Source organism: Mycobacterium sp. NPDC003323, from assembly GCF_053589535.1.
This window is the reverse complement of sequence record NZ_JBSFSB010000001.1, coordinates 620,233-646,184: the sequence shown is the minus strand read 5'-3', so window position 1 is coordinate 646,184 and position 25,952 is coordinate 620,233. Positions and strand designations below refer to the sequence as shown.

Sequence of the window (25,952 nt, the reverse complement as noted above, 5' to 3'; positions counted from 1 at the left end):
CTGTCTATTGGAAGAGTCTGATGGGGTTGACGAAGTCGGCGGTGACCGTCAACAGCATGTAGCCGGCGACCAGCACCAGCACGACGTAGGTGGCCGGCATCAGCTTGAGATAATTGACCGGCGCCGCGGCGACTTTGCCGCGCGCCGACCGGATCATATTGCGGATCTTCTCGAACACCGCGATCGCGATGTGCCCGCCGTCGAAGGGCAGCAGCGGGATCAGGTTGACCGCGCCGAGTACGAAATTCAGCTGGGCCAGGAAGAACCAGAACGCCACCCACAGCCCGGCATCGACGGTGTCACCGCCGATGATCGAGGCGCCGACCACCGAGATCGGGGTCTCCGGATCACGCTCCCCGCCGCCGATGGCGTCCACCAGGGCGCCGATCTTGGTGGGGATCTTGGCCAGCGCCTTGCCCAGTTCGACGGCCAGGTCACCGGTGAACGCGAACGTCGCGGGGACGGCCGACAGCGGGTTGTACTGCGTCGGGCCCGGCGGCAGCGCCGCGCTGACCCCGATCGCCCCGACGGTCTCCGGGGTCTCGGCATCGGCGGAGGTGAAGCGCTGGGTCGGGGTGACGTCGACGACGGTGGACAACCGCTGTCCGTCGCGTTCGTAGACCACCGGGACGGGGCCGTCGAGTTTGCGGATCTCGGCGGCCATGTCGGCGAAGGTCGCGACATCGGTGTCGCCGACCTTGACGATGGTGTCACCGGGTGCGATACCGGCCAGCGCCGCCGGACCCGGACCTGGCTGCGGGCACGGACCGTAGGGATCCTCGCCACCCTTGGCCACCTGCGGTGCCACACAAGCGGTTTCGCCGACGATGGCGGTGGTCGGCGGGTGCAGGTTGGGCAATCCCCAGACGATGGCGATGCCGTAGATCAGGACCAGACCGATGATGAAGTTCATGGCGGGCCCGGCGAAGAGCACCGCGACGCGCTTCCACACCTTCTGCCGGTACATGGCGTACGGGCGGTCCTCGTCGGCGATCTCGTCGACCGCGGTCATACCCGCGATATCGCAGAACCCGCCGAGCGGAACCGCCTTGACGCCGTACTCGGTGCTGCCGAGTTTGTTGGGCCGCCGCGTCGACCACAGCGTGGGCCCGAATCCGACGAAGTACCGGCGCACCTTCATGCCGGTGGCCCGGGCCACCCACATGTGGCCGCACTCGTGCAGCGCCACCGAGGCCAGGATGGCGAGTGCGAACAGCACGATGCCGACCGTGAACATCATCGGCTTCCCACTACCTCCTGGTTGATCGCGCTGCCTGCCCGGTCACGGGCCCAGTCCTGCGCTTCGAGTATCTCTTCCACGGTAGCTGGTTGCGCGGCCCATTGATCTGCGGCGTGCAGCACATCGGCAACGGTTCGGACAATCGCCGGGAATCGGATGCGGCCGGCCAGGAAGGCCTCGGCCGCCTCCTCGTTGGCGGCGTTGTAGACCGCGGTCAGGCAGCCACCGCGCCGGCCCGCCTCGCGGGCCAGGTCGACGGCGGGGAACACCGTGGCATCCAGCGGCTCGAACGTCCAGGTCGAGGCCGTCGTCCAGTCACACGCCGCGGCCGCGCCGGGCACCCGGGCCGGCCAGCCCAGCGCCAGGGCGATCGGCAACTTCATATCGGGCGGGCTGGCCTGGGCCAGGGTGGAACCGTCGGTGAAGGTGACCATCGAGTGCACGATCGACTGCGGGTGCACGACGACCTCGATCCGGTCGTAGTCCACACCGAACAGCAGATGCGTCTCGATGAGCTCCAGGCCCTTGTTGACCAGGGTTGCCGAGTTCAGCGTGTTCATCGGGCCCATCGACCACGTCGGGTGCGCTCCGGCCTGCTCGGGCGTGACATCTTCCAGCGCCGCCGCCGTCCAGCCGCGGAACGGGCCGCCCGAGGCGGTCAGCACCAGACTTGCGACCTCGTCGGCGGCGCCGCCGCGCAGGCACTGGGCCAGCGCGGAATGCTCGGAGTCCACCGGCACGATCTGTCCCGGCGCGGCGGCCGCCAGTGCCAGTGGGCCGCCGGCCACCAGCGACTCCTTGTTCGCCAGCGCCAGGCGCGCCCCGCTGTGCAGCGCGGCCAGGGTCGGTTTCAGGCCCAACGCCCCGACCAATGCGTTGAGCACGACGTCGGCCTCGGTGTTCTCGACCAGTTGCGTCGCGGCGTCCGGGCCGCGGTAGCGCGCCTCGATCGGGGCAGCCGCGTCGGCGACGGCCACATTCGTCACGCCGGTCTCGGCGGCCTGGCGGACCAGCGATTCGGCGTTGCCGCCACCGGCGGCCAGCCCCACCACCTCGAAACGGTCCGGGTTCGCGGCGATCACCTGCAGGGCCTGGGTGCCGATCGACCCGGTGCTTCCCAGGATCAGCACCCGCTGACGGTCAGAACTCACGCCGACCATTGTGCCCCGCCCGTGGGGCGAATTCCGGTCCGGACCCATCCGGGCCGTCGGAGGCTCCGAATGACCGGTGTAGGGCCAAACGGGTCGGTACCGACCACCCGCCAACAAGGAAGTTGAGTCTCATGAGATTGACCCACCATCGCATCGCTTTCGCCGGGTTCGCCGCCGTCGCGGCTCTCGGCATGTCCGCCTGTTCGGGCGGGGATTCCTCGGTCGAAAGCAGCGCCAGTGAGGCCAGTTCGTCGGTCTCCTCCATGACCTCGTCGATGGCCGCCCCGGAAACGTCGACGTCGATGGCCGCCCCGGCCTCTGCCCTGATCGGTTCGGGTTGCGCCGCCTACGCCGAGCAGAACCCCGAGGGTCCGGGCTCGGTCACCGGTATGGCCGCCGATCCGGTCACCGTGGCCGCCTCCAACAATCCGATGCTCAAGACCTTGACCCAGGCGCTGTCGGGCCAGCTGAACCCCGACGTCAACCTGGTCGACACCCTCAACGGCGGCGAGTTCACCGTCTTCGCGCCCACCGACGACGCGTTCGCCAAGATCGACGCCGCCACGCTGGAGACGCTCAAGACCGATGCGGACATGCTGACCTCGATCCTGACCTACCACGTGGTCCCCGGCCAGGCCAGCCCCGACCAGGTCGCCGGTGAGCACACCACCGTGCAGGGTGCGCCCGTCACCGTCACCGGTGCCGGCGATGACCTCAAGGTCAACGACGCCGGCCTGGTCTGCGGCGGCGTCCAGACCGCCAACGCCACCGTCTACATGATCGACACCGTGCTGATGCCCCCGGCGGCCTGAGCACCCCGATGAGCCGGCGAGGCAGCCCGTTCCCCCGACTTGGCTGCCTCGCCCCATCGGGACGTCGTTCCCCACCCATACGAAACGTACGACGACCGAGAAAAGGAATTGATCGATGACTGTCTCGCTGAAAACCCGCACGCTGGCCGGCCTCGCCTGTACCGCGGCGGCCGCAACCGGATTGATGTTCGCCTCGACCGGTGTCGCCAACGCCGAACCCGTCGGCCCCGGCTGCGCCGCCTACGCCGCGCAGAACCCGGTCGGCCCGGCCTCGGTGACCGGTATGTCCATGGACCCGGTGGCCGTCGCGGCGTCGAACAACCCGATGCTCAAGACGCTGACCCAGGCGCTGTCGGGTCAGCTGAACCCGAACGTCAACCTGGTCGAAACCCTCAACAGTGCGCCGTCGTTGACGGTGTTCGCCCCCACCGATGAGGCATTCGCCAAGATCGACCCGGCGACCATCGAGCGGCTCAAGACCGACTCGGCGCTGCTGACCAGCATCCTGACCTATCACGTGGTCGAGGGACAGGCCAGCCCCGCGCAGGTGGTGGGCACCCACAAGACGATGCAGGGCGCCGAGGTCAACGTGACCCAGCCGAACATGGCCATGCCCGCCGATCTGAAGGTCAACGACGCGAGCGTGGTCTGCGGTGGCGTACAGACCGCCAACGCGACGGTCTATCTCATCGACACGGTGCTCATGCCGCCGATGTGATCGCCGTAGCGGTCATCGGCCCCGGTCGCATTGCGGCCGGGGCCGATTCGCGTGCCGGGCAATCCAAAAGCCTTGTGGTGTCGAATGACTCACATGACGACCCTGATCGTGATCGGCTTCGTCGGTGGGCTGATCACCGGCATCTCACCGTGCATCCTGCCGGTGCTGCCGGTGATCTTCTTCTCCGGAACCCAGGGCACGGGCACCGAACCTGCCGGCGCGGCCGGCGCCGTGGCGATCCGGGCACCGGCCCGGCCGGCGTTGTCCTCGCGGCTGCGGCCCTATCTGGTGATCGCGGGTCTGGTGCTCAGCTTCAGCCTGGTCACCCTCGTCGGGTCGGCGCTGCTGTCCTGGGCGCGCCTGCCGCAGGACACGCTGCGCTGGGTCGCCCTGGTGGCGTTGGTGGTGATCGGACTCGGCTTGATCTTCCCGCCGTTCGAGGCGTTGTTGGAAAAGCCGTTCGCGCGGTTGCCGCAGCGGCAGTTCGGTTCCGGTAAAAGCGGTTTCGGCCTCGGGTTGGCGTTGGGCGTGCTGTATGTGCCGTGCGCGGGACCGGTGCTGGCCGCGATCGTGGTCGCGGGCTCGACCGGCACCATCGGCCTTGAGATCGTGGCGTTGACGTGTGCGTTCGCCGTCGGCGCCGCGCTGCCACTGCTGTTCTTCGCCCTGGCCGGCCGGCGGGTGGCGCAACGCGTCGCGGCCTTCCGCCGGCGCCAGCGCGAGATCCGGGTCTCCGCCGGGATCGTCACGATCCTGCTGGCCGTCGCGCTGGTGTTCAATCTGCCCGCCGTGCTGCAGCGCGCAATTCCCGACTACACCGGCGCTCTGCAGGAACAGGTCGGCGGCGACGAGCAGTTGCGCGACCAGCTGAACCTCGGCGGTCTGATCAACGAGCAGAACGCCGAGCTGTCCAACTGCACCAACGGCGCGCCCGTCCTCGAAAGCTGCGGCACCGCACCCGATATCACGGGCATCACGAAGTGGCTGAACACCCCCGGCAATGCCCCGATCGACCTGCAGTCACTGCGCGGCAAGGTGGTGCTGATCGACTTCTGGGCCTACTCGTGCATCAACTGTCAGCGCGCGACACCGCATCTGGTCGGCTGGGATGAGGCCTACCGCGACCGTGGCCTGCAGGTGATCGGCGTCCACACCCCCGAGTACGCCTTCGAGAAGGAGGAGGCCAATGTCGTCAGCGGGGCCGAGGATCTGGGCATCACCTACCCGATCGCGATGGACAACAACTTCTCGACGTGGACCAACTACCGCAACCGCTACTGGCCCGCCCACTACCTGATCGACAAACAGGGCGTCGTGCGGCACATCAAATTCGGCGAGGGCGACTATGCCACCACCGAAAAGCTCATCCGCCAACTGCTTTCCGACGGCGATGACGGCGCCCTGCCGGCGGCCACCGAACGCGTCGACGACACCCCGACCGCGCCCACCACGCCCGAGACGTACTTCAGCGTCGGCAAGGTGGTGAACTACGGCGGCACCGGCACGTATGACGAGGGCACCCACACGTTCGACTTCCCCGCCGCGCTGGCCGCGGACCGCTTCGCACTGCGCGGCACGTGGGACGTCGACTACCAGGGTGTCACCGCCCGGTCACAGGATGCCGCGATCCGGCTGAACTACCACGCCCGCAACGTCTATCTCGTCGTCGGCGGCACCGGTACCGTCCGGATCACCCGCGACGGGGTGACGCGCGAGGTGGCCGTCAGCGGCCCGCCCAACATGCGCCAGATCGTCGCCGACGACACCGACGGGGCGGGCAGCCTGGAGGTCTCGCTCGATGCGGGCCTGCAGGCGTTCTCGTTCACCTATGGCTGAGTGTCAGATCTTTCCGTCGAGCGCCTGCCGCTGCCCCAGCAGCGAATGCCGGCGACCGTAGAGGAAGTAGATCAGCACGCCGAGGACCATCCATGCCGCGAACCGGATCCAGGTCAGCGCGGTCAGGTTCAGCATCAGCCACAGGCAGGCCACGATCGAGGCGATCGGCAGCACCGGCACCCACGGCACCCGGAAGCCGCGTTCGAGGTCGGGCCGGGTGCGGCGCAGCACCAGCACGCCGGCCGAGACGAGCACGAAGGCGAACAGCGTGCCGACGTTGACCATCTCCTCGAGGCGGTTGACGGGGAACAGCGAGGCGGCCAGCGCGACCAGGACGGCCACGATCACCGTGATCCGGACGGGGGTGCCGCGGGTGCCGGTACGGGCCAGCGAGCGCGGCAGCAGCGCATCCCGCGACATCGCGAACAGCACCCGCGACAGACCCAGCATCAGCACCATCACCACGGTGGTCAGGCCGGCCAGCGCGCCGATGGCGATGACCTTGGCCGCCCAGTCCACCCCGTTGAGCTCGAAGGCGGTCGCCAGGTTGGGGTGGCCCGCACCGGCCTGCTGCAGATCCAGGTAGGAGGCCATGCCCGACAGCACGACGGCGACCGCGACATAGAGCACCGTGACGATCGCCAGCGAGGCCAGGATGCCCTTGGCGACGTCGCGCTGCGGGTTCTTGGTCTCCTCGGCCGTGGTGGCGACGACGTCGAACCCGATGAACGCGAAGAAGACGATCGAGGCGCCGGCCAACAGACCGTAGATGCCGTAGTGGCTGCCGGCCGCGCCGGTCAGCAGGGAGAACAGCGACTGGTCCACCCCGGTTCCGGCCGACTCACCGGATTCGGCGGGCGGGATGAACGGGGTGTAGTTGGCGGCCTTGATGTAGAACGCGCCGACGATCACGACCAGTAGCACCACCGACACCTTGATCGCGGTGATGACGAGGCTGAAGTGCGAGGACAGCTTGGTGCCCAGTGCCAGCAGCACCGCGACGGTGCCGACGATCAGCAGCGCACCCCAGTCGAAGTCCAACGGCCCGAGCTCCACGACGCCGCCGGAGAACCCGAACACCGTGCCCAGATAACTCGACCAACCCTTGGCCACCACGGCGGCGCCGACGGCGAACTCCAGGATCAGGTCCCAGCCGATGATCCAGGCGACGAACTCGCCGAAGGTGGCATAGGAGAACGTGTACGCGCTGCCGGCCACCGGCACCGTCGAGGCGAACTCGGCGTAACACAGCGCGGCCAGCCCGCAGGTGACCGCGGCCAGGATGAACGACACCGAGATGGCCGGTCCGGTGATGTTGGCGGCCGTCGACGCCGTGACCGTGAAGATGCCGGCGCCGACGACGACCGACACCCCGAACACGGTGAGGTCCCACCACGTCAGGTCCTTGCGCAGCCGGGTGCCCGGCTCGTCGGTGTCGGCGATGGACTGCTCTACGGATTTCCTGCGCCAGCTCTGCGTCACGATCGCAAGGTACCCACTGTGTCGGGTGTTGACTGCGCGGTATGCCAGAATGGGCGCAATCGGATTCACCGGACGTGAGGAGAAGGCGTGTCACGCACCGAGGTCGAGCGTCACAACGGCGTCGATGTGGAAGATGTGCCGTCTGCGGCATGGGGTTGGTCCACCGAGAACCCGCGGGTGCTGCACATCATCGGCATCTTCAGCGCGATCTTCCTGGTCGTCATGACCCACGGCAACCATGTCGGACACGTCGAGGACATCTTCCTGATCCTGTTCGCGGTGGTCATCCTCGGCATCGTCGCGCGCGACTGGATCGCCCGCAGCCGCGGCTGGTACCGCTGACCTCAGGCATCGACACGCCCCGGAGCCCATCGCTCCGGGGCGTTTTCGTCAGCGGACGGCCGTCAGGTCCGGCCCGTCGGCGGGATACCAGAGCGCGCAGCTGAGGAATTGTTCGGTCGGCGCCACGACACCGGGCAGTCCGGCGGCGGCCAGGGCGTGCGCCTTGAACGCGCGCGCCGCCGGGCTGAGCCGGAACTGCACGTTCTCGACGCTGTAACCCGGTGCGGCGAGGGCGTCGTCACCCCACATCGTGACCTCGGCCCAGCCCCGCTCCAACGCCTGGGTGACATGGCCTCGGAGATCCGCGTCGGCCCCGAACGCCCGGGCCGACACCGCCAGCGCCGCGGGTTCGGACGGCAACTCGGCGGCCCGGCGCCCGGCGGCGACCGAACGGACTCCCAGGATGTCCAGCGGCCGGCCGTCACAGGAGCCCGGCACCACGACGCTGACCTTCCATCCGGCCCGCACCCGGTCGTAGAGCCACCCACCCGCGCCGCGCACCACGTCGGCGACATCGGTCGCGACGACGGTCAGGTCGTAGGTCAGCAGGTCGGTCGCCGTCGCGCGGACTCCGACGCCACGGCGGTCACCGAACGCGGACCTGTCGTCGCGATGTAAGGGATGGGCTTTCACGCTGGCTGTCTCCTTCGAGAACCGACATCGGCACGGCCATCATCAGCGTGACATTTATTCCAGAATCTGTAAAGCTCTCCGGGCATGACGCTGTATGCCGGACACGGCCCGCTCGGCCGTGACCCCGCAGGCGAATTCTTCCCGGCGATCCCCGACGATGTGGTCTTCATCGAACCGCACCCCCGCCGGGTGCAGGCGGTGCTCAACGGGCGCAACGTCATCGACACCGAGTCCGCGCTGTTGGTGCACCGCCGCGATGCCCCGCTGAGCTATGCCTTCCCGGCCGCCGAGGTGTTCGGGCTACCGACCGAACCGGTGCCCGAACGCCCCGGCTACGTGCGGGTGCCCTGGGACGCGGTGGACGGCTGGATCGAAGAGGGTCGGCGGCTGGTGCACTACCCGCCCAATCCCTATCACCGGGTGGACTGCCTGCCGACCGGTCGCGGTCTGCGGGTCAGCGTCGACAACACGGTGCTGGTCGACACCACCGATACCGTGATCGTCTTCGAGACCGCCTTGGCGCCAAGGCTCTACGTCGACCCGGCGCACGTCCGCACCGACCTGCTGCAACCGAGCACCACCACCAGCTACTGCAACTACAAGGGCCGGGCGGTGTACTGGTCGGCCGTCGTCGGCGATGCAGTCTTGTCCGACATCGCCTGGAGTTATCCCGAGGCACTCCCGGAATCCAGTGTCATCAAGGGGTTTCTGAGCTTCGACGAGAAGCGCGTCGAGATGATCGCCGAATTACCGTCGGGTGCCGGCGGTTGCGGCTGCTGACCCATCCCTGAGAAAGGCATTCCGTTGGGCATTGTCACCACCAGTTCGGAGACCGCATTCAGCCGGCCGGCCGAGGTGATCTACGACTTCGTCACCAACCCGGCCAACTGGGCCAAGACCTACCCGGGCGGTCCGCGCATCACCGGGGTGCGTGACACCCTGCCCCTGCAGGTCGGTGACACCTGGCAGGAGGCCCATCCCACCGAGGACCGGGTGTTCACCTGGCAGCTGGCCATCGCCACCCGCCCGCGCATGTGGGTGTTCAGTTCGGTGGGGCGGTTGGGCGCCGACTACGCCGGTGCCGGCGGGTTCGAGGGGCGGATGACGGTCGAATACCGTTTCACCGCACCGGGTCCCGACGTCACGCTGTTCACGCGCACCATGAGCATCGAGGCCTACCGCGACGCCCCGATGCATGACGGGTTCTTCCGTATCGTCAATCCGTCACATATCGACGCCTACCATGCCGCGGTGGCCCGCGAGCTCAGCTGAAGGCGCGGCGCAGTGCCGCGCCCTGCCATGCGAACAGCCGGGTGCTGATGTCGCACTGCGGTACCAACGAGTCGAACCCGTGACAGGTCCCGGGGAGCACGTGCAGCTCGGTGGGGACGCCGGCCCACATCAGTCGCAGCGCGTAGTCGACCGCCTCGTCACGCAGCGGGTCGAGTTCGGAGCAGCTGATGAAGGCCGGTGCCAACCCGCTCAGGTCGGCGGCGCGGGCCGGCACGGCGCCCCGGGGTGCGCGCTCCCTCGCCAGGTAGTACCGCCACATCAGATCGACGGCCACACCGTCGAATCCGGGCGTGTCGCAGAACTCCTGCTTCGACGGTGTCAGTTCGTCGTCGAGCACCGGTTGGTGCAGCAACTGCAAGACGATGGGCGCCGCCTCACCGGCGGCCGACCGCTGCGCCAATCCGGCCGCCAGGGCGCCACCGGCGCTGTTGCCCGCCACGGCGAGCGGGCCGGACAGGCACGTTGCCGCCCAACCGAGCACGGTCAGCGCATCGTCCAGGCCGGCCGGATAGGGATGTTCGGGCGCGAGCCGGTAGTCCACCGAGATCACCGTGGCCTGTGCACGACGAGCCAGCTCGACGCACTGCCGATGATCGGTGTCCAAATTGCCCAGCACGAAGGCGCCGCTGTGGCAGTACAGCACGACTCCGGTCGCACCGCCGCGATAGACCCGGACCGGAATGTGGCCCCCGACAACATCGTCGGTGATCTCGACGCCGGCGGTGTCGATGTCCGACAGGCTCTCGCGGCGGCGCAGGTTCAGGCCCTGGCGCACCACGGGTAACAGGTCGGCGGACAGATCGGTGCGCGCCGCCGCCAGGTGACGCAGCGCCGGATCGAGGCGTTCGGTGATGCCCATCAGCCCTCGAAGGTGTACGGGCCGGGCCGAAACCGGCGGGTCAGCTGCCAGAAGGCACGGGCGCTGCGCGGCCATTGGGTCACCACCCGGCCGTTCGGGGCCCGGAAGTAGCTGTTGCACCGCGTGAGCCAGACCGTGCCCTGCATCCAGCCGTCGATGCGGGTCAGATACTCGCGCATGGCATCCGGGCGTACCGCGACATAGCTCTTGCGGTGGCGGCGCAGATGCCGCAGCGCTCGCACGATGTAGTGCGCCTGGGCCTCCAGGACGAAGATGACGCTGTTGGATCCGACGTTGGTGTTGGGCCCGTACAGCATGAAGAAGTTCGGGAATCCGGGCACCGCCATGCCCAGATAGGCATAGGCACCGTCACGCCAGGTCTCGCGTAAGGTGCGGCCGCCCTCCCCGGTCACCTCGATCTGTCCCAGATAGTCCGCGGCGGCATATCCGGTGGCGCACACCACGATGTCGACGTCGAGTTCGCGGCCGTCGGCGGTGACCAACGCCCGCTCGGTCAGCGCGCGGGCGGGACTGTCGACGACCTCGACATCGGGCCGGGTCAGGGTGGACACGAAATCCGAGGAGAACACCAACCGTTTGCAGCCCAGCGGGTGATCGGGTGTCAGTCGGGCGCGCAGGTCGTCGTCCTCGACGGTGCTCTGCAGCATGTTCAGCGCCACCGCCTTGAACTGCTGGGTCTTGTCGCTGCCGTCCTCGATGACCGCGATATTGGACTCGCTGCGCAGCCACAGCCGAGTGCGGTAGATCTTCTTGGCCAGCGGCACATGGGCGAACACCCAGCGTTCCCGCGCGGTGTACGCGCGGTCGGGTTTCGGCAGGATCCACGTCGGGGTGCGCTGCACCGAATACACCTTCTCGGCGACCTTGGCCAACTCCGGAACCACCTGCGAGGCGGTCGATCCGGTGCCCAACACCGCGATCCGGGCGCCGGCCAACGGCACCGTGTGGTCCCATTCGGCGGTGTGCATGACGGTTCCGGTGAACCGTTCTTGGCTTTCCAGGTCCGGCATCAGCGGCCGGGTGAACAGGCCGACCGCCGAGACCACGATGTCGAAGCTGTGCTGCGCACCGGTCGAGGTGGTCAGCGTCCAGGTGTGGCTGTCGGCGTTCCAGCGCGCCGCGGTGATCTCGGTGTTCAGCCGCAGGTGCGGTTGCAGCCGATGCCGACGGGCCGAGTTCTCGAAATAGGCCAGGATCTCCGGCTGGCCCGACCACAGCCGCGACCAATCGGCGTTGAGGTCGAAGGAGAACGAGTACAGGTGGGATTTCACATCGCAGGCCAGTCCCGGGTAGGTGTTGATCCGCCACGTTCCCCCGACGCCGTCCTCCCGGTCGAAGATGGTGAAGTCCCGAAAGCCTGCCTTGCGCAGAAATATTCCCAGCGCCAGGCCGCCCGGGCCGGCACCGATAATTCCCACCGACCGTGTCCTGGTCATCGCATCATCCGATCTTCAGGATCTGGCCGCCGTCGATGACCAGTTCCGATCCGGTGATGAAGGATGCGTTGGCCGAGACCAGGAATGCCACCGCGTCGGCGACCTCCTCAGGCGTGCCGAGACGCCCCGATTCCCCGAGCCGGGCCTGGGTGCGCTCGTCGAGCATGGGGGTGGCGATCGGACCGGGGAACACGGCATTGACCCGGATGCCGACCGCAAGCAGTTCCACCGCGACCGTTTGGGTCAGGCCGCGCAGGGCCCACTTCGACGATGCATAGGCGGCGTGGTGGGCGAAGGGGCGGATCGCGCTGGTACTGCAGGTGTTGACGATCGACGCGTTCTCGGCTGCACGCAGGTACGGCAACGCGGCCCGGATCCCCAGGAACGGCCCCAGGCAGTTGACTCGCCAACTGTCCTCGAATCCGGCGGCGGTCTCCTCGGCGATGGCGGCGCGGTGCAGCACGCCGGCATTGTTGACCAGGGTGTTCAGCGTTCCGAAGCGCTGCACGGTCGCGGCGACGGCGGCGTCCCACTGTTGTTCGGAGGTGACGTCGAGTTCGATGCCGAGGACATCCGCGCCCTCGTCGACTGTTGCGGAGCCCGGCAGATCGCAGGCGGCGACCCGGTATCCGTCGGCGCGTAGGCGCGCCACGATCGCCGCACCCTGTCCGCGCGCCGCCCCGGTCACCAACGCCACCGGCCGTGGGGTCATCGCCCGCTCGCTTCGTCGAGATGGGCCAGGGCGCCACGCCGCAGCGCTTGTGATTCCGAGGCCAGCGTGATCATCCGAAATCCCAGCCCGGACATGCGTTTACCGATACCTCCGCTTCCGGCGTGGACACCGGCCACCAATCCGGCGGCGGCGGCCGTCGAGGCAACGGCAGCCATGGCGTCGAGAATGCCGGGATGGGTGAAGGCCTCGGTGGGCCGGCGGCCCATCGAGATGGCCAGATCCGCCGGCCCGACGTAGACGCCGGTCAGTCCCGGCACGGCACAGATGTCGGCCAGCGCGGCCAGTCCAGTCGCGGTCTCGATCATGACGTAAACGCTTGCCGCGGCTTCCAACGCGGTGATGTCGTGACCCAGCGATGCGCGCAGCGGCCCGAAACTCCGCACCCCGGCCGGTGCGTACCGGGTGGCGGCGACGGCCGCCTCGGCCTGCGCGGCGGTCTCCACCATGGCGATGACGACGGCGTCGGCGCCGGCGTCGAGCACTCTGCCGATCGGCGCGGGATCGGTCGACGGCAACCGGACGACGGTCGCGATCGGCTGATGTTCGAGCCGACGTAGCAGCAGCGCGATATCGGCGTCGTCGAGATAGCCGTGCTGGAGGTCGAATCCGACATAGTCGTATCCGGCGGCCGCGAACTCCTCGGGTCCGATGACCGTGGGACCCACCACCCAGCCGCCCCAGATCCGCCCCTTGGCGGCCAGTGCATCCTGCAGCCGGGTCATGAGGTGATCGCAATCTTGACGCGGCCGGGGTCGGGTCGGCACGCCAGCTCGAATGCCGCCGGCGCGTCGTGGACGGGGAACGTGTGGGTCAGGTACCGCGCGGGAAGATCGGGATGGCGCCGGGTGAACTCGTCGGCGGCCGCCAGCATGCGTCGCCGGTCGTGCGTCACACCGGATTTCAGGGTCAGGTTGTTGCGCAGCATCGTTCTGATGCTGATGGGATAGACGTCGTCATCGGTGACGCCGAAGTAGAAGATGGTGGCGCCGAAGGCCGCCGCGTCGATGGCGTGACCGAGGGTGGCGACCTGATGACCGACGGCTTCGATGACGATGTCGAACTTCTCGTCGGGCCGCAGGTGCCGGATCCACCGGTCGCTGGTCGCCCGCACCACCTCGTCGACACCGAATGCCGGGCCGAGGCGGCTGCGGTCGATCGGGTCGACACCGGTGACGTGGGCGGCGCCGACGGCCTTGGCGACATGGCTGAACAGCAGGCCGATGGAGCCCTGCCCGATCACCGCGACCCTCTTGCCGGTGACATCTCCGAGTTGTTCGACGGCGTAGAGCACACACGCCAGCGGTTGCAACCCGATCGCCTGCGCCGGTTCCAGATCCGTTGCATGGCGGTACAGCCCGTCACCGTCGGCGATCACCCGCGCCTGCAGACCGTCGAACCCGGAGGCCCACCCGACCACCCGGTCCCCCGCCGTATGGTCCGGGTGTGCGCTGGCCAGCACCTCCCCGGCGATCTCGTGGATGGGGAATCCGGCCATGCCCGCCGCGGAGCACCCGGTGTCGCCGGGTAACTTGCCCTGGGTGCCGCGGTAGCCGGGCAGGTCGCTGCCGCAGATGCCGGCGGCGAGGAAGTCGAGCAGTACCTGTCCGTCGGCCAGCGTCGCGGGATCCGGTTCGGGTACATCAGTGCGTTCCAAGGTGTACGGCGCCGTGAGTCGATAGCTCCACATCAGCGGCCCTGGACTTCGACGGGCAGGTTGTTCCAACCCCACTGGAAGCTCGACGGTGGCCGCGACGCGCGTTCGGACACGATGCGATAGTCGGTCACCCGTTTGAACCACTCCTGCATCATGATGGTGATCTCCAGTCGAGCGACATGCACGCCCAGACAGAAGTGCTGGCCGTGCCCGAAGGACAGCAACCGCTCGATGCGCCGGTTCCAGATGAACCGGTCGGGCTCGCGGTACTCCCGGTCATCGCGTGCGGCCGAGGCCAGCAGCGTGATGACCCGCTGGCCGGGTTCGATGGTGGTGCCGTGAATGGTGTAGGGCCGGCGCACCGTTCGGGCGAACCACTGTGCCGGTGCGGTGTAGCGCAGGATCTCCTCCCGCGCGATGGGCACGTTGGTGTGCAGGTCTGCGCGCACCGCGGCGAGTTGGTCGGGGTGCTGTTCGAGCTGCCACAGCCCGGCCGCGGTGATCTTGGGTACGGTCTCGGTGCCGCCGATGAACACGCCGAGCATCTGGATCGCGGCCTCGGTGTCGGTGAGCTTCGAGCCGTCGGGCAGTTCGAAGTTGATCAGGCTGTCGGCGATCGGGCAGCTGCCGTCGGCGCCGGCGGCACGGCGTTCGGCGATGATCGGCGTGAGGTAGGTCAGATATCCGGGTCGGGCATTGGCCACCTCCACGCCCTCGCCGGGTTGGGCCAGGCTGCCCGCGTTGACCGACGCCAGCACCTCGGATGCGAGTTCGGTTGGCAGACCGACGAACTCGCAGACCATGGCGGCCGCGACGATCCCGCCGTAATCCTGGGTCAGGTCGAAGGTACCGCGCGGCAGCAGTTCGTCGAGTCGTTCGTTGGCCAGTGCCCGGATGCGGTCGGCCAGCCTTGCCGCCGAGCGTGGCCGGAACTGTGCCGACGTGCAGCGCCGCACGTTCTCATACAGCGGTGAGTCGAAGTTGGCGTGGAACGGCATCGGGTGCAACGGTGGGTCGGCGACCGGCCCGTCGTTGTGGCGCTCCAGCACGTTGGCCGCGGGCAGCGTGCCCTCGGAGGCGACGAAGGTGCCGTCGGCTGTGCGCAGCACCTCCCAGATGTCGTCGAAGCGCGACAGCGCGTAGGTGTCCCATCTCGGCAGGTAGTAGACGGGATATTCGTCGCGCAGCACCCGGTAGTAGGGCATCGGGTCGGCCATCACCTCGGGGGCGAAGGGATCATACGAGAATGCTTGTGACACGATGGTTCTCATTGCAGCGGCGAGGGTGGGAGCGCGGCCAGCACGGAGTCCTCCCAGCCGTCGCGCAGCGCCGGGGCGACACTCATCCAGGTGACGATCTCGGCGGGCGGACTGTCCTTCCAGGACGGGTAGTGGTTCTCGAAGCAGTCCCAGCCGCCCTCGAGCGCCCAGTAATGGATGACCTCGTTGAAACGGAAGGTGGTGGTGAAGGATCCGAGCCAGCGTTTGCCGGTGCTCTCCGACCAGGGAACGTAGAGCCGTTCGAGTTCGCGGATGTAGTCGTCCTGCCGGCCCGGTTTGGTCTGCATGATCTCCTGGATGACGAGTTCGGCTTTGAATCCCTCGCTCTGCAGTTGTGCCAGGTTGCGGTTCTGCGGGGCGGCGTACATGATCCGGCCCTCGCCGTGGGCGCCGGTTGCGCCGAGGTAGCCGGCCCATTCGGCGGCCGCGGCGGCGTGGCTGCCGCCACGGGCCTGCGCCCTGCCGATTCGGGCGTAGTCGGCGAAGGAGTCGATCTCCCAGATGATGGTGGCCTGCGGCCAGTGACCGTTGTACGGCGTGGTTTCCCAGATCGAGAAGAGCCGGGCACCCAGATCGGCCATCATCGGGTGATAGAGGGTGCTGAACCGCTCGGTGAACTCGTCGCCACCACCGCGTCCGAGTTCGATGGTCTCGTGCAGGTACAGCAGCGTGTGCCGGTGATATGTACGCACTCAGCGAGCGTGACATTTTGGACGTGTTTTGTAAAGCTTTGCCGCACGGATGGGCTATCGTGACGCCATGACAGTCCAGCCGTTGGCCAACGGGTTCTGTTTCGGTGAGGGCGCCCGGTGGTTCGAGGGGCTGGTCTGGTTCTCCGACATGCTCGGCGAGGCCGTCCACACGGTGACGCTCAACGGCGAGATGTCGACCCTGCCGCTTCCGGGACATGCCCCCTCCGGCTTGGGGTTTCGCCCCGACGGCACCTGCCTGATCGTGTCGACCCGGCACCGGCAGCTGTTGGCCTATGACGGCGAAACCGTTACGGTGCTGGCCGATCTCGCCGATCGGGTGCCTGCCGATCTCGGCGATATGGTGGTCGACGACCACGGCCGGGCCTATATCGGGTCACAGGCCCGCACCGGCGGCGTGATCGTCCGCGTCGATCCCGATGGCCGGGCCTGCGTCGTGGCCGAGGATCTGGACTTTCCCAACGGGATGGTGATCGGCCCCGACGGCGCGTTCATCGTCGCCGAGTCCACCGCACGCCGACTGTCGGCCTTCGACATCGATGACAGCGGAGGCCTGTGCAGGCGTCGGGTCTGGGCCACCGGATTGGATGGGCCTCCGGACGGCTTGGCCGTGGACGCCGACGGCGGTGTGTGGACCGCGTCGACGCTGGCGCACAAGTTCGACCGGGTGACCGCCGACGGGGTCACCGACAGCATCGACATGGCCGGGCGGACTGCCATCGCCTGCGCACTCGGCGGCCCCGAGGCGCGCACCCTGTTCCTGTTGTCCGCCACCGACGCCTACCCGGAGCGGTTGATCGGCACCACGTTGTCGACCCTCGACGCGGTCAGCGTCGACGTGCCGGCCGAACGGAGGTGACCGGTGCCCGACTCCTATTACGTGCTCGACGATCCCGAGGATCCGATCGGTGAGCGGTTCACCGCCACCGATCTGGTGCGCAGCACCTGGTCGGCGGCCATCCAGCACGGCGCGCCGGTGTCGGCGCTGTTGGTACGGGCGCTGGAACGCTGTGAGTACCGTGCCGACACCCGACTCAGCCGGGTGTTGATCGACCTGCTGGGTCCGGTACCCGCCGAGGGCGACCTGTGGGTGCGGGCCACGCGCGAGCGTGCCGGCAAGCAGATCGAGCTGATCACCGCCGACCTGCTGGCCACCGGCCCGGACGGCGCACCGCGGCCCGTTGCGCGCGCCAGCGGTTGGCGGCTACAGCAGCAGGACACCACCGAAGTGGTGCACGTTTCCGCACCTCCGCTGCGGCCACTGACCGAGGCCCGTAGCCGCGATATGGCCAAGGACTGGGACACCAACTATGTGCACAGCGTCGACTGGCGCTGGCTCACAACGCCGTTGGCCGACGGCGCGGGCGAATCGTGGATCCGGCCGACGGTCGCGCTGGTCGCCGGCGAACCGCTGACACCGCTGCAGCGGCTGTTCACCGTCGCCGATGACGCCAACGGCATCGGCACCAGGATCGACATCCGGCGATGGACGTTCCTGAACACCGATCTGGTGGTGCACATCCATCGGGTGCCCGCCGGCGAGTGGATCGGCGTGCGCGCGGAGACCAACTACGGTCCCGATGGGATCGGCACCACGCTGGGCACGCTGTTCGACGAACAGGGCCCGGTCGGCGCAATCCAGCAGTCGGTGCTGGTGCGCCGCCGCGCGCCTGCTGCATCGGGCTGAGCCGGCCGCCCCGGCGGGGTCACTGTGTAGTTGTCAAGGTGCACTGAGGCTTTGGGTTATGCGGCGGCCGGTAGGTCGGTCATGGTGCGGCGGGCATGCGAGCGCAGGTGCGCTGGTTGTGGTCCGGTCGGGTCGTGGGGTGGGATGAACCATGGGTGGCGGTCGGGGCCGAGGTAGACCTGCCAGCCACCGTGATGGATCTGGGTGTGGTGGTAGCGGCAGAGCAGCACCCCGTTGTCCAGACTCGTCTCGCCCCCGGCGCCCCACGGCTTAATGTGGTGGGCGTCGCACCACGACACCGGCCGCCCACACCCCGGATGCGCACAGCCCTTGTCCCGTATCCCCAACGCTTTACGGATCGCAGGAGTGAACAGGCGCTCGCTGCGCCCGACATCGAGTGGCACCCCGGTGTGATCCACGACCACCGAGGTCAGCGTGGAGTCACACGCGATCAGATCGGCGGTGGCGGTGCTGATCGGGCCACCGAAACCCAGCCTGTCGACGTCTTCGTCGCCGGCCGCTGCAGCGTTCGGCCGGATCAGCGTGACGTGCGGCAGCACGCCACCGGACATCGGTCGCGTCGACTGCGACAAGTAGGTGCGCAGAATCTGCCCGATCGCGTCGCCGCGACGCCTACCGATCGGGCGCGGATCCGGTGAGCCGTCCGGCAGCGGGACGGGCCTACACAACGGATCCAACGCCGCACACAATTCCTCCCCGGTCCCCACATCCAGATCCAACGAGGCCTCGAATCGGCCTTCGCCGTTCTGGACCAGGGTCATCTCATTGAGGTCGGCGTCCTCGGCCACCGGCACCGGCCTTTCCCCCACCGGCTGTGCCGCGGTCTTATCGATGGCGATCGCGCGGGCCTTCGAGTCCACCTGAGCCGGGGTGATCTGAATCATCAGCTTGCGCACCACGCTGGCGCGGTCCTGCTCGGACAACTCGACGCGGCGCTCGATATGGGCCACACCTTTACCGACCGCGTCGACGAACTCGATGCCCAACCCACCCACGCGCTGGGACCGCGTCAACGCCGGCATCGACGACGCCGCGCGTCCCACCCGTGCCGCGCGCTGCGCGGCACCCGGCGACATCCCCAGCGCGGTGAGCAGATCCGCCCCGCTGCGCAGGCGTTTGCGCGCCGGCACCCCGAGCCGCTCCGCCGCCGCCACCGCAGAAGCGATCACGTGATCGAAAAGGTTGCGGGCCGTCACCGCGGCCGTCAGCACCGCCAACAGCGGCACCTCATCAACCACCTTCCGCGGACAGTCCAGCAGATGAAACAACGTCCGCCCGACATCATCATCATTTGGCGGAACAGACGGTGCGAGATCGTCGATCAACGCATCAATGAAAGAACTCAAATCGGTGGCGTCCATCCCGGGACCCAACCTTTCGGACAAGGCCAACACACACTCGCCCCCAAAGGGGCACCACGGCTCAGACAAACCCTCGTCAGGGTCGTCGAACCTCTTCGGCGACCCGTAGCCGCCGACACGGGCTCACCTGGAGAGTGGGAGCCACTTCGCTTCGAACTTGTGTTCGATCCTACGCCGAATCTGGGCACCGTGCAACAAAATTCCGAGACGAGAATTGGTGGGAAATTGTGCATCAGGACATCGGTGACACTTCGAATGGTCTTGGTAGCGACACTTCCCCACCGCACCTCCGACTCAGCCCACATACGCGGGCAACCGCTTGATGCCATGCACGAAGCTGCTGTACAACAAGTCCGGCGCACCGAACTCGATCGTCGTCAGTCGGGTGAGCAGCTCCCGAAAGATGTTGCGCAGTTCGCATTTCGCCAGCTGATTGCCCAGGCAGAAGTGCGGGCCGCCGGCGCCGAAACCCACCTGCGGATTCGGCGCCCGGCTCAGGTCGAAGGTGTGCGGGTCGGTGAACACCCGCTCATCACGGTTGGCCGAGCAGTAGAACAACCCCACCTTGTCCCCCGCGCTGATCTGCTGACCGGCCACCTCGACATCCTCGGTGGCGAATCTCGCGAATTGCAGCACGGGCGTCGACCAGCGCACGAACTCCTCGGTGGCCATCCCGATACGCGCGTCGAAATCATCCATCAGCCAATCTCTTTGGCCAGGATTCGCGGCGAGCGCCAGCATGGCATGGGTGGTGGTCTGCTTGGTGGTGTCGTTACCGGCCGAGGCCAGCAGCATCAGGAATGCCCCGATCTCCTCGTCGGTGAGCCGACGCCCGTCCACCTCCGCGTCGACGATGCTGGTCATCAGATCGTCCCCGGGATTGGCGCGACGGAACTTGGCCAGCTCGACACCGGTGTTCGAGATCAGCATGATCTCGTTGATGGTGTCCATCGCCCGCTCTTCGAGCGTCGAGTAATCGTCATCGCTCATGCTGAACAGTTTCTCGGCGGCCGCGGCCAGCGCCGGCTGATCGGCCTTGGGCACGCCCAGCATGTCGCTGATGGTCATCATCGGCAGCTTGGCGGCGCAGTCGTGCACGAAGTCGATGTCACCGGCTCCGATCAGTTCGTCGACGATCGCCACCGCGTTGTCGTGGATCTGCTCCTCGATCCTGCGCACATTGCGCGGTGTGAACGCCGAGCTGATCAACCGCCGGTAGGTGGTGTGCTCGGGCGGATCCATCATGAGGAAGAACGTGGCGAACTTCTGCATCTCGGCAGGCATCGGGTCCAGCGCCACACCCCGAGTCGAGGTGAACAGATGCGGGTTCTGGCTGACGAACTGCAGATCGGCACGCCGCGTCACCGCCCAGAATCCGGGCTCCTCCAGATCGAAAAGGGTCGGTAGCGGCGGATGCCAGCTCAATCCGTCCAGCGCCCTCAGCTGGGCGAAAGTCTGATCCCGAACGTCGAAGGGCTGACTCCAGAATCCGTGCGACGTGATGTCGAACGGACTGTATTCGCGTGCCCGCGGGGCGCTGGCGACTGTCACGGCGATTCCCTCCTGGGGCTGGCGACGGCGATGTCGCGACAGAGATGAGCGTGACAGTACGAAGATAATTTGTAAAGCTGATGCCATGTCCCAGGTGACCACGCGTGAGCGGATCCTCGCCGCCACCGCCGAGGTGCTGGGCAACTACGGGATGACCAAACTCAGCCTGTCGGAGGTCGCGCTGCAGGCGGGTGTGTCCCGTCCCACGTTGTATCGATGGTTCGCCTCCAAGGAGGACCTGCTCGACGCCTTCGTCATCTGGGAGCGCAAACACTACGAGCGGGCGATCGCCAGGATCAGCGCCGAGTTACCCAGCGAGGAAAGGCTCGACGCCATCCTGCGGATCATCGTCGATTATCAGAGCTCCTACCCTGGTCTGCGCATGGTGGACATCGAACCGGCACAGGTCATCACCCGGCTGGCACAGTTCATCCCGCTGATGCGCGAATGGCTGGAACGACTGACCTCGGGCAAACACGCCGATGTCGCAGCGGCCACAGCGGTGCGCGTCGCCATCTCGCACTATCTGGTCCGCAGCGATGACGAAGCCGACTTCCTGGACCAGTTGCGGCACGTTGCCGGCGTGGACAATGGACACGGTGACTGACAGCACCGACCGCATCGCCGATCTGACCACCGCCGAACAAGCCGCCCTCGGCAGCGGAGCCACCTTCTGGACCACCAAGACGATCGGCAGCATCCCGGCGATCGTGCTGACCGACGGTCCGCACGGCGTGCGCAAGCAGTCCGGCAGCGGTGGCGATCACGTCGGCATCGGTGACAGCGAACCGGCCACCTGCTTCCCGCCGGCAGTCGCGCTCGGCCAGTCCTGGGACCCCGAGTTGGTGGCCCGCGTCGGTGCCGCCCTCGGCGCCGAGGCCCGGGCCCTCGGTGTGCAGGTGCTGCTCGGCCCCGGCGTGAACATCAAGCGAGATCCCCGCTGCGGCCGCAACTTCGAGTACTACTCCGAGGATCCACACATCTCCGGGGTCCTCGGCGCTGCGTGGGTACGCGGACTGCAGAGCCGCGGAGTCGGCGCATCGGTGAAGCACTTCGCGGCGAACAACGCCGAGGACGACCGGATGCGCGCGAGTTCGCAGGTCGACGAACGCACGCTGCGCGAGATCTACCTGCGCGCGTTCGAACACATCGTCACCCGCGTGCAGCCCTGGACGGTGATGTGCTCCTACAACCGGATCAACGGGGTGTACGCCGCCGAGAACGACTGGTTGCTGACCACCGTGCTACGCGACGAATGGGGATTCGACGGCGTCGTCGTCAGCGACTGGGGCGCGGTGCGCGACCGGGTGGCCGCGGTGGCTGCGGGTCTGGATCTGGAGATGCCGGCCACGGGCGGCGTGACCGATGCCGAACTGACGGCCGCCGTCGACGCCGGCACGCTGGATCCGGCCGTCGTCGCACGCGCCGCCGAACGGGTGGCGCGACTCGTCGACCGGGTGTCCGAACACAGTGACAGCGCAGTTTCTTTCGATGCCGACGAGCATCACGAACTGGCCAGGGCGGCGGCCGCACGCTCGATCGTGTTGCTCAAGAACGACGATGATCTGCTGCCGCTGGCGCCGGCGTCCTCCATCGCGGTGATCGGCTCCCTGGCCACCGCGCCGCGGTATCAGGGCGGCGGCAGTTCACACGTCAAGCCGACCCGACTGGACATCCCGCTCGACGAGATCAAGGCCCGCGGCGGTCAGGTCAGCTTCTGCGACGGCGTCACACCCGAGACGCTGGAAGCCGCGCGCGCCGCCGACACCGCCGTGGTGTTCCTCGGCCTGCCCGCCGATGCGGAGTCCGAGGGCTTCGACCGCACCCATATCGACCTGCCCGACGAGCAGGTGCAACTGCTCGCGGCGGTGGTGCAGGCCCAGCCGCGGACCGTGGCGGTGCTCGCGCACGGCGGCGTGGTGCGGCTGGATACCGTCGCCGAACTGGCACCGGCCATCATCGATGCCGCCCTGCCCGGACAAGGCGGCGGCGCGGCCATCGCCGATGTGCTGTTCGGCGCGGTCAACCCGTCGGGCCGGCTCACCGAGACGGTTCCGGCTCGGCTGCAGGACAGCCCCGCCTACCTGAACTTCACTCCCGAGGACGGTCAGATCCGCTACGGGGAACGGATATTCGTGGGTTACCGCTGGTATGACGCCCGCGAACTGGCGGTCACGTTCCCGTTCGGGCACGGGTTGTCCTACACCAGCTTCGAGTATGCCGATCTGGAGGTGCGACAGGGCACCACGGCGCTGACGGTCCGGTTGACGGTGCGCAACACCGGAACCCGCACCGGCCGCGAGGTGGTGCAGATCTACGCCGGGCTGCCCGGTGCCCGGGCGTCTCGGCCGACGCGGTGGCTGGTCGGCTTCGGGGATGTGACGCTACCGCCGGGTGAGAGCCGCACCGTCGAGATCACCGTGGAGCGCGCCGAACTCGCCTACTGGGACGTCGACACGACGCGGTGGACCATCGAATCCGGTGAGTACGAGCTGTGGGCGGCGGCCTCCTGCCGCGACCTACGGCTGCAGACCACCGTGACCATCGACGGCGATGAGAGGACGACACCGTTCACCGTCGACTCGACGCTGGGCGAGTTGTTGGCCGATCCGGTGGCCGCACCGATGCTGGCCGAGGCGATGGCCGACGCAAGCCCCGGCAGCGCCGGACTGGGCACCGACATGATGCGCATGCTCGCCTCCATCCCGGTCGGCCGAATCACCTCGTTCAGTGGCGGCGTGGTGAGCCTGGAGCAGGTGGCCGAGCTGCTGGAGACCATCAATCGTCAGCGGTCCTGAGCCAATTCGGCGCGGATCTGCGCGGTGTGCTCGCCGAGTTCGGGCGCGGGGCCGCGCGGCCGCCACGGTGTCGCGGAGAAGTCGGCCGGCGTGGCGACCATGGGCGTGCTCGAATCCCCCTGTCCTACATCGACGATGCCGCCTGCGGCGTAGAACTGCTCGTCGGCGAGCACATCATCCAGCGAGTTGACCGGGGACCAGAAGAAGTCCGGTTCGGCGGCAAACAGCGCCTCCCAGTCGGCCAACGCCCGGGTGGCGAAGATGGCGTCGAGTTCGGCGATGATCTCGCGAGCGTGGGCGAACCGGTCCCGCGGCGTCGGGTAACGGGTCAGCCATTCGTCGCGATCGACCACGCGGCACAGCGACGGCCAGTGCCGGGCGACATCGAGACCGACGATCCAGAATCGTCGACCGTCACCGGCGGCGTAGTTGTTCATGCACGGGTTGCCCATCGTCTCGCGCTGCCCGATGGCCACCTGCTGGCCGGTCATCAACACCGTGTTCAGATCGAAGGCGACCGTGTAGGCGCCCTGACGGTACAGCGAGGTCGTGACCAATTGTCCTGTGCCGGTGCGGTTCCGGGCCAGCAAGGCAGCGCACAACGCCGCCGCCAGCGTCATCCCGGCGGAATGGTCGCCCATGCCGCCGCGCTGGAACGGCGGGGTGTCGCCCGGACGGGTCAGCAGGTCGGCGATACCGGCGCGCGCCCAGAAGGCGGCGACGTCATAGGCGGCGCGGTCGGCATCCGGACCCTCGGTCCCGTAGCCGGTGATCAGGCCGTAGACCAGGCGCGGATTGGCTGCGGCCACCGTGGTGAAGTCCAGTCCGAGCCGGGTCAGCGCCGCGGGCCTGATGTTGGTGAGGAAGACGTCGGCCGTGCCGAGCAGGTCGGCGGCGGTGCGCCGGTCATCTTCGGAAGCCAGGTCCAGCACGATGCTGCGCTTGGAACGGTTGTCCATCTGGAACGGCGGGTTCGCGGCCGGGCCCAGGTCGGCGTCCAGGCCCAGCATCCGGCCGAAGGCGCGGGCCGGGTCGCCGCCCGGAGGTTCGATCTTGATGACATCGGCGCCCCAGTCGGCCAGGATGGCGCCCGCCGCGGGCGCGGCCACCCAGACGCCGAGTTCGATCACCCGGAAGCCCTCCAGGGGTCCCGCCATGACGCATCCTTCCGTTCGGGCTTTACAAATCGTCTTAGATTTGTAAGCTTGCACGATGCCTCCGCAGGTCAGCAGCGTTGCTCCGATATTCGGTCTGGCAGCCCACCTGGGCCGCGGAGTGCAACGTATCGCAACCGACGCGGTGTGCGGCCGCACCCGCGGGTTCCCGCGTCGCATCGCCGATCTGGATGCGGCGTTCCTGTCCGGCCTGCTGGGCCGCGATATCACCTCGGTCACCCGCCTCGACGGTGACGCCGGCACCTCATCACGCGCCCGCCTCGCCCTCACCGGCGACGACGCGCCGGCCTCGGTGTTCGTGAAGATGCCCGCCGAGACGGCGGCGACGCGGTTGATGGGCGAGTTGGGCCGGCTGGCCGACACCGAGGTCCGCTTCTACCGCGAACTCGCCGGCGGTCTCACCGATGTCCCCCGTTGCCACGGCGCTCGCTTCGATCCGGTGACGGGGCGGTTCGTGCTGGTGCTGGAGGATCTCGACGGTTGTGAGTTCCCCGACACTTTGCACCCGCTGAGCATCGACCGCGCCGCGCTCGTCGTCGAATTGCTGGCGCGGGTGCACGCGAGCTTCTGGGAACGGGCCGACCGCCACCGCTGGGTGTATTCGGCCTCCGGTGACGTGACCTCGCTGCTGACCGGCACGCTGGCCAACGCGTCGATGCGCCGCCTCGTCGACCGGACGGCGATCCCCGTCGACTCGGGCCAGTTCATCATCGACAACTACCGCGCCGCGGCCACGCTGATCGACACCGGACCGCATACCGTCATGCACGGTGATGCGCATCCGGGAAATGTGTTCTTCCGCAATGGAAAAGCCGGGCTGCTGGACTGGCAGGCGGTGCGCCGCGGGCACCCGTCACGCGAGCTGTCCTACACCTTGATCACCAGTATGACGACAACGGACCGGACGGCGGTTCAATGCGATCTGCTCGATGTCTACCGCACCGCTCTGGCCGCCGCGGGCGGACCGGACCTGGAGCGCGACGAGCTGTGGCTGCGCTATCGCCAGGCCGCGTTGTACGCCTATATCGCGACGTTGATCACGGCCGGGATGGGCGGCATGCAGGACGACGGTATCGCGCTGGAGGGGCTGGATCGCGCGGTGGCGGCACTGGCCGATCTCGACACGGTCTCGGCCTTACGCGCCTCTTTGTGATGCGAC

At 67.9% G+C, this 25,952-nt stretch carries 25 protein-coding genes; 11 read left to right on the top strand and 14 right to left on the bottom strand.

The window, feature by feature from the left end:
• Positions 1 to 4: 4 nt before the first annotated feature.
• Together ACWDUN_RS02825 and dxr are read right to left on the bottom strand one after the other, a co-directional pair.
• On the bottom strand, positions 5 to 1,240 hold the full coding sequence (locus ACWDUN_RS02825) for a M50 family metallopeptidase (protein ID WP_449924279.1): 1,236 nt from the start codon (positions 1,238 to 1,240) through the stop codon (positions 5 to 7).
• Positions 1,237 to 2,400 carry a 1-deoxy-D-xylulose-5-phosphate reductoisomerase gene (dxr, locus tag ACWDUN_RS02820; RefSeq protein ID WP_449924276.1) on the bottom strand — a complete coding sequence of 388 codons (1,164 nt, stop codon included), beginning with the start codon at positions 2,398 to 2,400 and terminating at the stop codon, positions 1,237 to 1,239. The genes ACWDUN_RS02825 and dxr overlap by 4 nt, the downstream gene beginning before the upstream one ends.
• A 122-nt stretch (positions 2,401 to 2,522) precedes the next feature.
• Between dxr and ACWDUN_RS02815 the strand changes: the two genes are divergently transcribed.
• The 3 genes from ACWDUN_RS02815 to ACWDUN_RS02805 all read left to right on the top strand — a co-directional run bounded on the left by ACWDUN_RS02815 (position 2,523) and on the right by ACWDUN_RS02805 (position 5,757).
• On the top strand, positions 2,523 to 3,203 hold the full coding sequence (locus tag ACWDUN_RS02815; protein ID WP_449924273.1) for a fasciclin domain-containing protein: 681 nt from the start codon (positions 2,523 to 2,525) through the stop codon (positions 3,201 to 3,203).
• 115 nt (positions 3,204 to 3,318) lie between these two features.
• Positions 3,319 to 3,921, top strand: a complete 603-nt coding sequence (locus ACWDUN_RS02810) for a fasciclin domain-containing protein (RefSeq protein WP_449924271.1) — start codon at positions 3,319 to 3,321, stop codon at positions 3,919 to 3,921.
• A gap of 93 nt (positions 3,922 to 4,014) precedes the next feature.
• Positions 4,015 to 5,757: a cytochrome c biogenesis protein DipZ gene (locus tag ACWDUN_RS02805; protein ID WP_449924268.1), complete on the top strand. Its 1,743-nt coding sequence runs from the start codon at positions 4,015 to 4,017 to the stop codon at positions 5,755 to 5,757.
• Positions 5,758 to 5,760: 3 nt separating this feature from the next.
• Here the strand turns inward: ACWDUN_RS02805 and ACWDUN_RS02800 are convergent, their stop codons facing one another.
• The gene (locus ACWDUN_RS02800) at positions 5,761 to 7,239 is read right to left on the bottom strand and encodes an amino acid permease (protein WP_449924265.1); all 1,479 of its coding nucleotides are present in this window, start codon (positions 7,237 to 7,239) and stop codon (positions 5,761 to 5,763) included.
• 87 nt (positions 7,240 to 7,326) lie between these two features.
• Between ACWDUN_RS02800 and ACWDUN_RS02795 the strand changes: the two genes are divergently transcribed.
• Complete coding sequence (locus ACWDUN_RS02795) at positions 7,327 to 7,581, top strand: DUF2631 domain-containing protein (RefSeq protein ID WP_449924262.1); 255 nt, start codon at positions 7,327 to 7,329, stop codon at positions 7,579 to 7,581.
• 48 nt (positions 7,582 to 7,629) lie between these two features.
• Here the strand turns inward: ACWDUN_RS02795 and ACWDUN_RS02790 are convergent, their stop codons facing one another.
• Entirely contained in the window at positions 7,630 to 8,214 is a 585-nt protein-coding gene (locus tag ACWDUN_RS02790; RefSeq protein WP_449924259.1) for a hypothetical protein, read from the bottom strand.
• Positions 8,215 to 8,298: 84 nt separating this feature from the next.
• Here ACWDUN_RS02790 and ACWDUN_RS02785 point away from each other — a divergent pair, with 84 nt between their 5' ends.
• Both ACWDUN_RS02785 and ACWDUN_RS02780 read left to right on the top strand, forming a co-directional pair.
• Positions 8,299 to 8,994, top strand: a complete 696-nt coding sequence (locus ACWDUN_RS02785) for a DUF427 domain-containing protein (protein ID WP_449924256.1) — start codon at positions 8,299 to 8,301, stop codon at positions 8,992 to 8,994.
• A gap of 24 nt (positions 8,995 to 9,018) precedes the next feature.
• Positions 9,019 to 9,486, top strand: a complete 468-nt coding sequence (locus ACWDUN_RS02780) for an SRPBCC family protein (RefSeq protein ID WP_449924253.1) — start codon at positions 9,019 to 9,021, stop codon at positions 9,484 to 9,486.
• On the opposite strand, the gene ACWDUN_RS02775 is transcribed toward ACWDUN_RS02780, so the two are convergent.
• Genes ACWDUN_RS02775 through ACWDUN_RS02745 form a run of 7 tightly spaced genes read right to left on the bottom strand, consistent with a single transcriptional unit; the run spans position 9,479 to position 16,182 of the window.
• On the bottom strand, positions 9,479 to 10,366 hold the full coding sequence (locus tag ACWDUN_RS02775) for an alpha/beta hydrolase (protein ID WP_449924250.1): 888 nt from the start codon (positions 10,364 to 10,366) through the stop codon (positions 9,479 to 9,481). The genes ACWDUN_RS02780 and ACWDUN_RS02775 overlap by 8 nt on opposite strands.
• Positions 10,366 to 11,823 (bottom strand): flavin-containing monooxygenase, encoded by a 1,458-nt coding sequence (locus ACWDUN_RS02770; protein ID WP_449924247.1) that lies wholly within the window; start codon positions 11,821 to 11,823, stop codon positions 10,366 to 10,368. Before ACWDUN_RS02770 ends, ACWDUN_RS02775 begins: the two co-directional genes overlap by 1 nt.
• A gap of 4 nt (positions 11,824 to 11,827) precedes the next feature.
• The gene (locus ACWDUN_RS02765) at positions 11,828 to 12,535 is read right to left on the bottom strand and encodes an SDR family NAD(P)-dependent oxidoreductase (RefSeq protein WP_449924245.1); all 708 of its coding nucleotides are present in this window, start codon (positions 12,533 to 12,535) and stop codon (positions 11,828 to 11,830) included.
• Complete coding sequence (locus tag ACWDUN_RS02760) at positions 12,532 to 13,278, bottom strand: HpcH/HpaI aldolase family protein (protein WP_449924243.1); 747 nt, start codon at positions 13,276 to 13,278, stop codon at positions 12,532 to 12,534. Before ACWDUN_RS02760 ends, ACWDUN_RS02765 begins: the two co-directional genes overlap by 4 nt.
• Positions 13,275 to 14,243, bottom strand: a complete 969-nt coding sequence (locus ACWDUN_RS02755) for a zinc-binding dehydrogenase (protein WP_449924240.1) — start codon at positions 14,241 to 14,243, stop codon at positions 13,275 to 13,277. Before ACWDUN_RS02755 ends, ACWDUN_RS02760 begins: the two co-directional genes overlap by 4 nt.
• Positions 14,243 to 15,481, bottom strand: coding sequence for a cytochrome P450 (locus tag ACWDUN_RS02750; RefSeq protein WP_449924237.1), 1,239 nt, complete (start codon positions 15,479 to 15,481; stop codon positions 14,243 to 14,245). Before ACWDUN_RS02750 ends, ACWDUN_RS02755 begins: the two co-directional genes overlap by 1 nt.
• On the bottom strand, positions 15,478 to 16,182 hold the full coding sequence (locus ACWDUN_RS02745; protein WP_449924234.1) for an NIPSNAP family protein: 705 nt from the start codon (positions 16,180 to 16,182) through the stop codon (positions 15,478 to 15,480). The genes ACWDUN_RS02750 and ACWDUN_RS02745 overlap by 4 nt, the downstream gene beginning before the upstream one ends.
• 67 nt (positions 16,183 to 16,249) lie before the next feature.
• On the opposite strand from ACWDUN_RS02745, the gene ACWDUN_RS02740 reads away from it, so the two are divergent.
• Together ACWDUN_RS02740 and ACWDUN_RS02735 are read left to right on the top strand one after the other, a co-directional pair.
• A complete protein-coding gene (locus ACWDUN_RS02740; protein ID WP_449924231.1) occupies positions 16,250 to 17,059 on the top strand; it encodes an SMP-30/gluconolactonase/LRE family protein in 810 nt (269 codons plus the stop codon).
• 3 nt (positions 17,060 to 17,062) lie between these two features.
• On the top strand, positions 17,063 to 17,887 hold the full coding sequence (locus ACWDUN_RS02735) for a thioesterase family protein (RefSeq protein WP_449924228.1): 825 nt from the start codon (positions 17,063 to 17,065) through the stop codon (positions 17,885 to 17,887).
• 56 nt (positions 17,888 to 17,943) lie between these two features.
• Here the strand turns inward: ACWDUN_RS02735 and ACWDUN_RS02730 are convergent, their stop codons facing one another.
• Both ACWDUN_RS02730 and ACWDUN_RS02725 read right to left on the bottom strand, forming a co-directional pair.
• A complete protein-coding gene (locus ACWDUN_RS02730; RefSeq protein ID WP_449924226.1) occupies positions 17,944 to 19,269 on the bottom strand; it encodes a DUF222 domain-containing protein in 1,326 nt (441 codons plus the stop codon).
• Between the two features lie 294 nt (positions 19,270 to 19,563).
• Complete coding sequence (locus ACWDUN_RS02725; protein ID WP_449924223.1) at positions 19,564 to 20,820, bottom strand: cytochrome P450; 1,257 nt, start codon at positions 20,818 to 20,820, stop codon at positions 19,564 to 19,566.
• Between the two features lie 85 nt (positions 20,821 to 20,905).
• On the opposite strand from ACWDUN_RS02725, the gene ACWDUN_RS02720 reads away from it, so the two are divergent.
• The gene (locus ACWDUN_RS02720) at positions 20,906 to 21,427 is read left to right on the top strand and encodes a TetR/AcrR family transcriptional regulator (RefSeq protein ID WP_449924222.1); all 522 of its coding nucleotides are present in this window, start codon (positions 20,906 to 20,908) and stop codon (positions 21,425 to 21,427) included.
• On the top strand, positions 21,420 to 23,618 hold the full coding sequence (locus ACWDUN_RS02715) for a glycoside hydrolase family 3 C-terminal domain-containing protein (protein ID WP_449924220.1): 2,199 nt from the start codon (positions 21,420 to 21,422) through the stop codon (positions 23,616 to 23,618). The genes ACWDUN_RS02720 and ACWDUN_RS02715 overlap by 8 nt, the downstream gene beginning before the upstream one ends.
• Here ACWDUN_RS02715 and ACWDUN_RS02710 read toward each other — a convergent pair.
• On the bottom strand, positions 23,606 to 24,775 hold the full coding sequence (locus ACWDUN_RS02710; RefSeq protein WP_449924217.1) for a CaiB/BaiF CoA transferase family protein: 1,170 nt from the start codon (positions 24,773 to 24,775) through the stop codon (positions 23,606 to 23,608). The two genes, ACWDUN_RS02715 and ACWDUN_RS02710, sit on opposite strands and share 13 nt — an antisense overlap.
• 55 nt (positions 24,776 to 24,830) lie before the next feature.
• On the opposite strand from ACWDUN_RS02710, the gene ACWDUN_RS02705 reads away from it, so the two are divergent.
• Entirely contained in the window at positions 24,831 to 25,946 is a 1,116-nt protein-coding gene (locus tag ACWDUN_RS02705) for a phosphotransferase (RefSeq protein ID WP_449924214.1), read from the top strand.
• Positions 25,947 to 25,952 lie beyond the last annotated feature (6 nt).

What these genes read in the sequence shown, in the direction of transcription:
- ACWDUN_RS02705 (WP_449924214.1), top strand. Translation starts at nt 24,831, where the DNA reads ATGCCTCCGCAGGTCAGCAGCGTTGCTCCGATATTCGGTCTGGCAGCC.
- ACWDUN_RS02810 (WP_449924271.1), top strand. Translation starts at nt 3,319, where the DNA reads ATGACTGTCTCGCTGAAAACCCGCACGCTGGCCGGCCTCGCCTGTACC.
- ACWDUN_RS02720 (WP_449924222.1), top strand. Translation starts at nt 20,906, where the DNA reads ATGTCCCAGGTGACCACGCGTGAGCGGATCCTCGCCGCCACCGCCGAG.
- ACWDUN_RS02740 (WP_449924231.1), top strand. Translation starts at nt 16,250, where the DNA reads ATGACAGTCCAGCCGTTGGCCAACGGGTTCTGTTTCGGTGAGGGCGCC.
- ACWDUN_RS02710 (WP_449924217.1), bottom strand. Translation starts at nt 24,775, where the DNA reads ATGGCGGGACCCCTGGAGGGCTTCCGGGTGATCGAACTCGGCGTCTGG.
- ACWDUN_RS02765 (WP_449924245.1), bottom strand. Translation starts at nt 12,535, where the DNA reads ATGACCCCACGGCCGGTGGCGTTGGTGACCGGGGCGGCGCGCGGACAG.
- ACWDUN_RS02785 (WP_449924256.1), top strand. Translation starts at nt 8,299, where the DNA reads ATGACGCTGTATGCCGGACACGGCCCGCTCGGCCGTGACCCCGCAGGC.
- ACWDUN_RS02755 (WP_449924240.1), bottom strand. Translation starts at nt 14,243, where the DNA reads ATGTGGAGCTATCGACTCACGGCGCCGTACACCTTGGAACGCACTGAT.
- ACWDUN_RS02770 (WP_449924247.1), bottom strand. Translation starts at nt 11,823, where the DNA reads ATGACCAGGACACGGTCGGTGGGAATTATCGGTGCCGGCCCGGGCGGC.
- dxr (WP_449924276.1), bottom strand. Translation starts at nt 2,400, where the DNA reads ATGGTCGGCGTGAGTTCTGACCGTCAGCGGGTGCTGATCCTGGGAAGC.
- ACWDUN_RS02815 (WP_449924273.1), top strand. Translation starts at nt 2,523, where the DNA reads ATGAGATTGACCCACCATCGCATCGCTTTCGCCGGGTTCGCCGCCGTC.
- ACWDUN_RS02775 (WP_449924250.1), bottom strand. Translation starts at nt 10,366, where the DNA reads ATGGGCATCACCGAACGCCTCGATCCGGCGCTGCGTCACCTGGCGGCG.
- ACWDUN_RS02805 (WP_449924268.1), top strand. Translation starts at nt 4,015, where the DNA reads ATGACGACCCTGATCGTGATCGGCTTCGTCGGTGGGCTGATCACCGGC.
- ACWDUN_RS02730 (WP_449924226.1), bottom strand. Translation starts at nt 19,269, where the DNA reads ATGGACGCCACCGATTTGAGTTCTTTCATTGATGCGTTGATCGACGAT.
- ACWDUN_RS02825 (WP_449924279.1), bottom strand. Translation starts at nt 1,240, where the DNA reads ATGATGTTCACGGTCGGCATCGTGCTGTTCGCACTCGCCATCCTGGCC.
- ACWDUN_RS02750 (WP_449924237.1), bottom strand. Translation starts at nt 15,481, where the DNA reads ATGAGAACCATCGTGTCACAAGCATTCTCGTATGATCCCTTCGCCCCC.
- ACWDUN_RS02760 (WP_449924243.1), bottom strand. Translation starts at nt 13,278, where the DNA reads ATGACCCGGCTGCAGGATGCACTGGCCGCCAAGGGGCGGATCTGGGGC.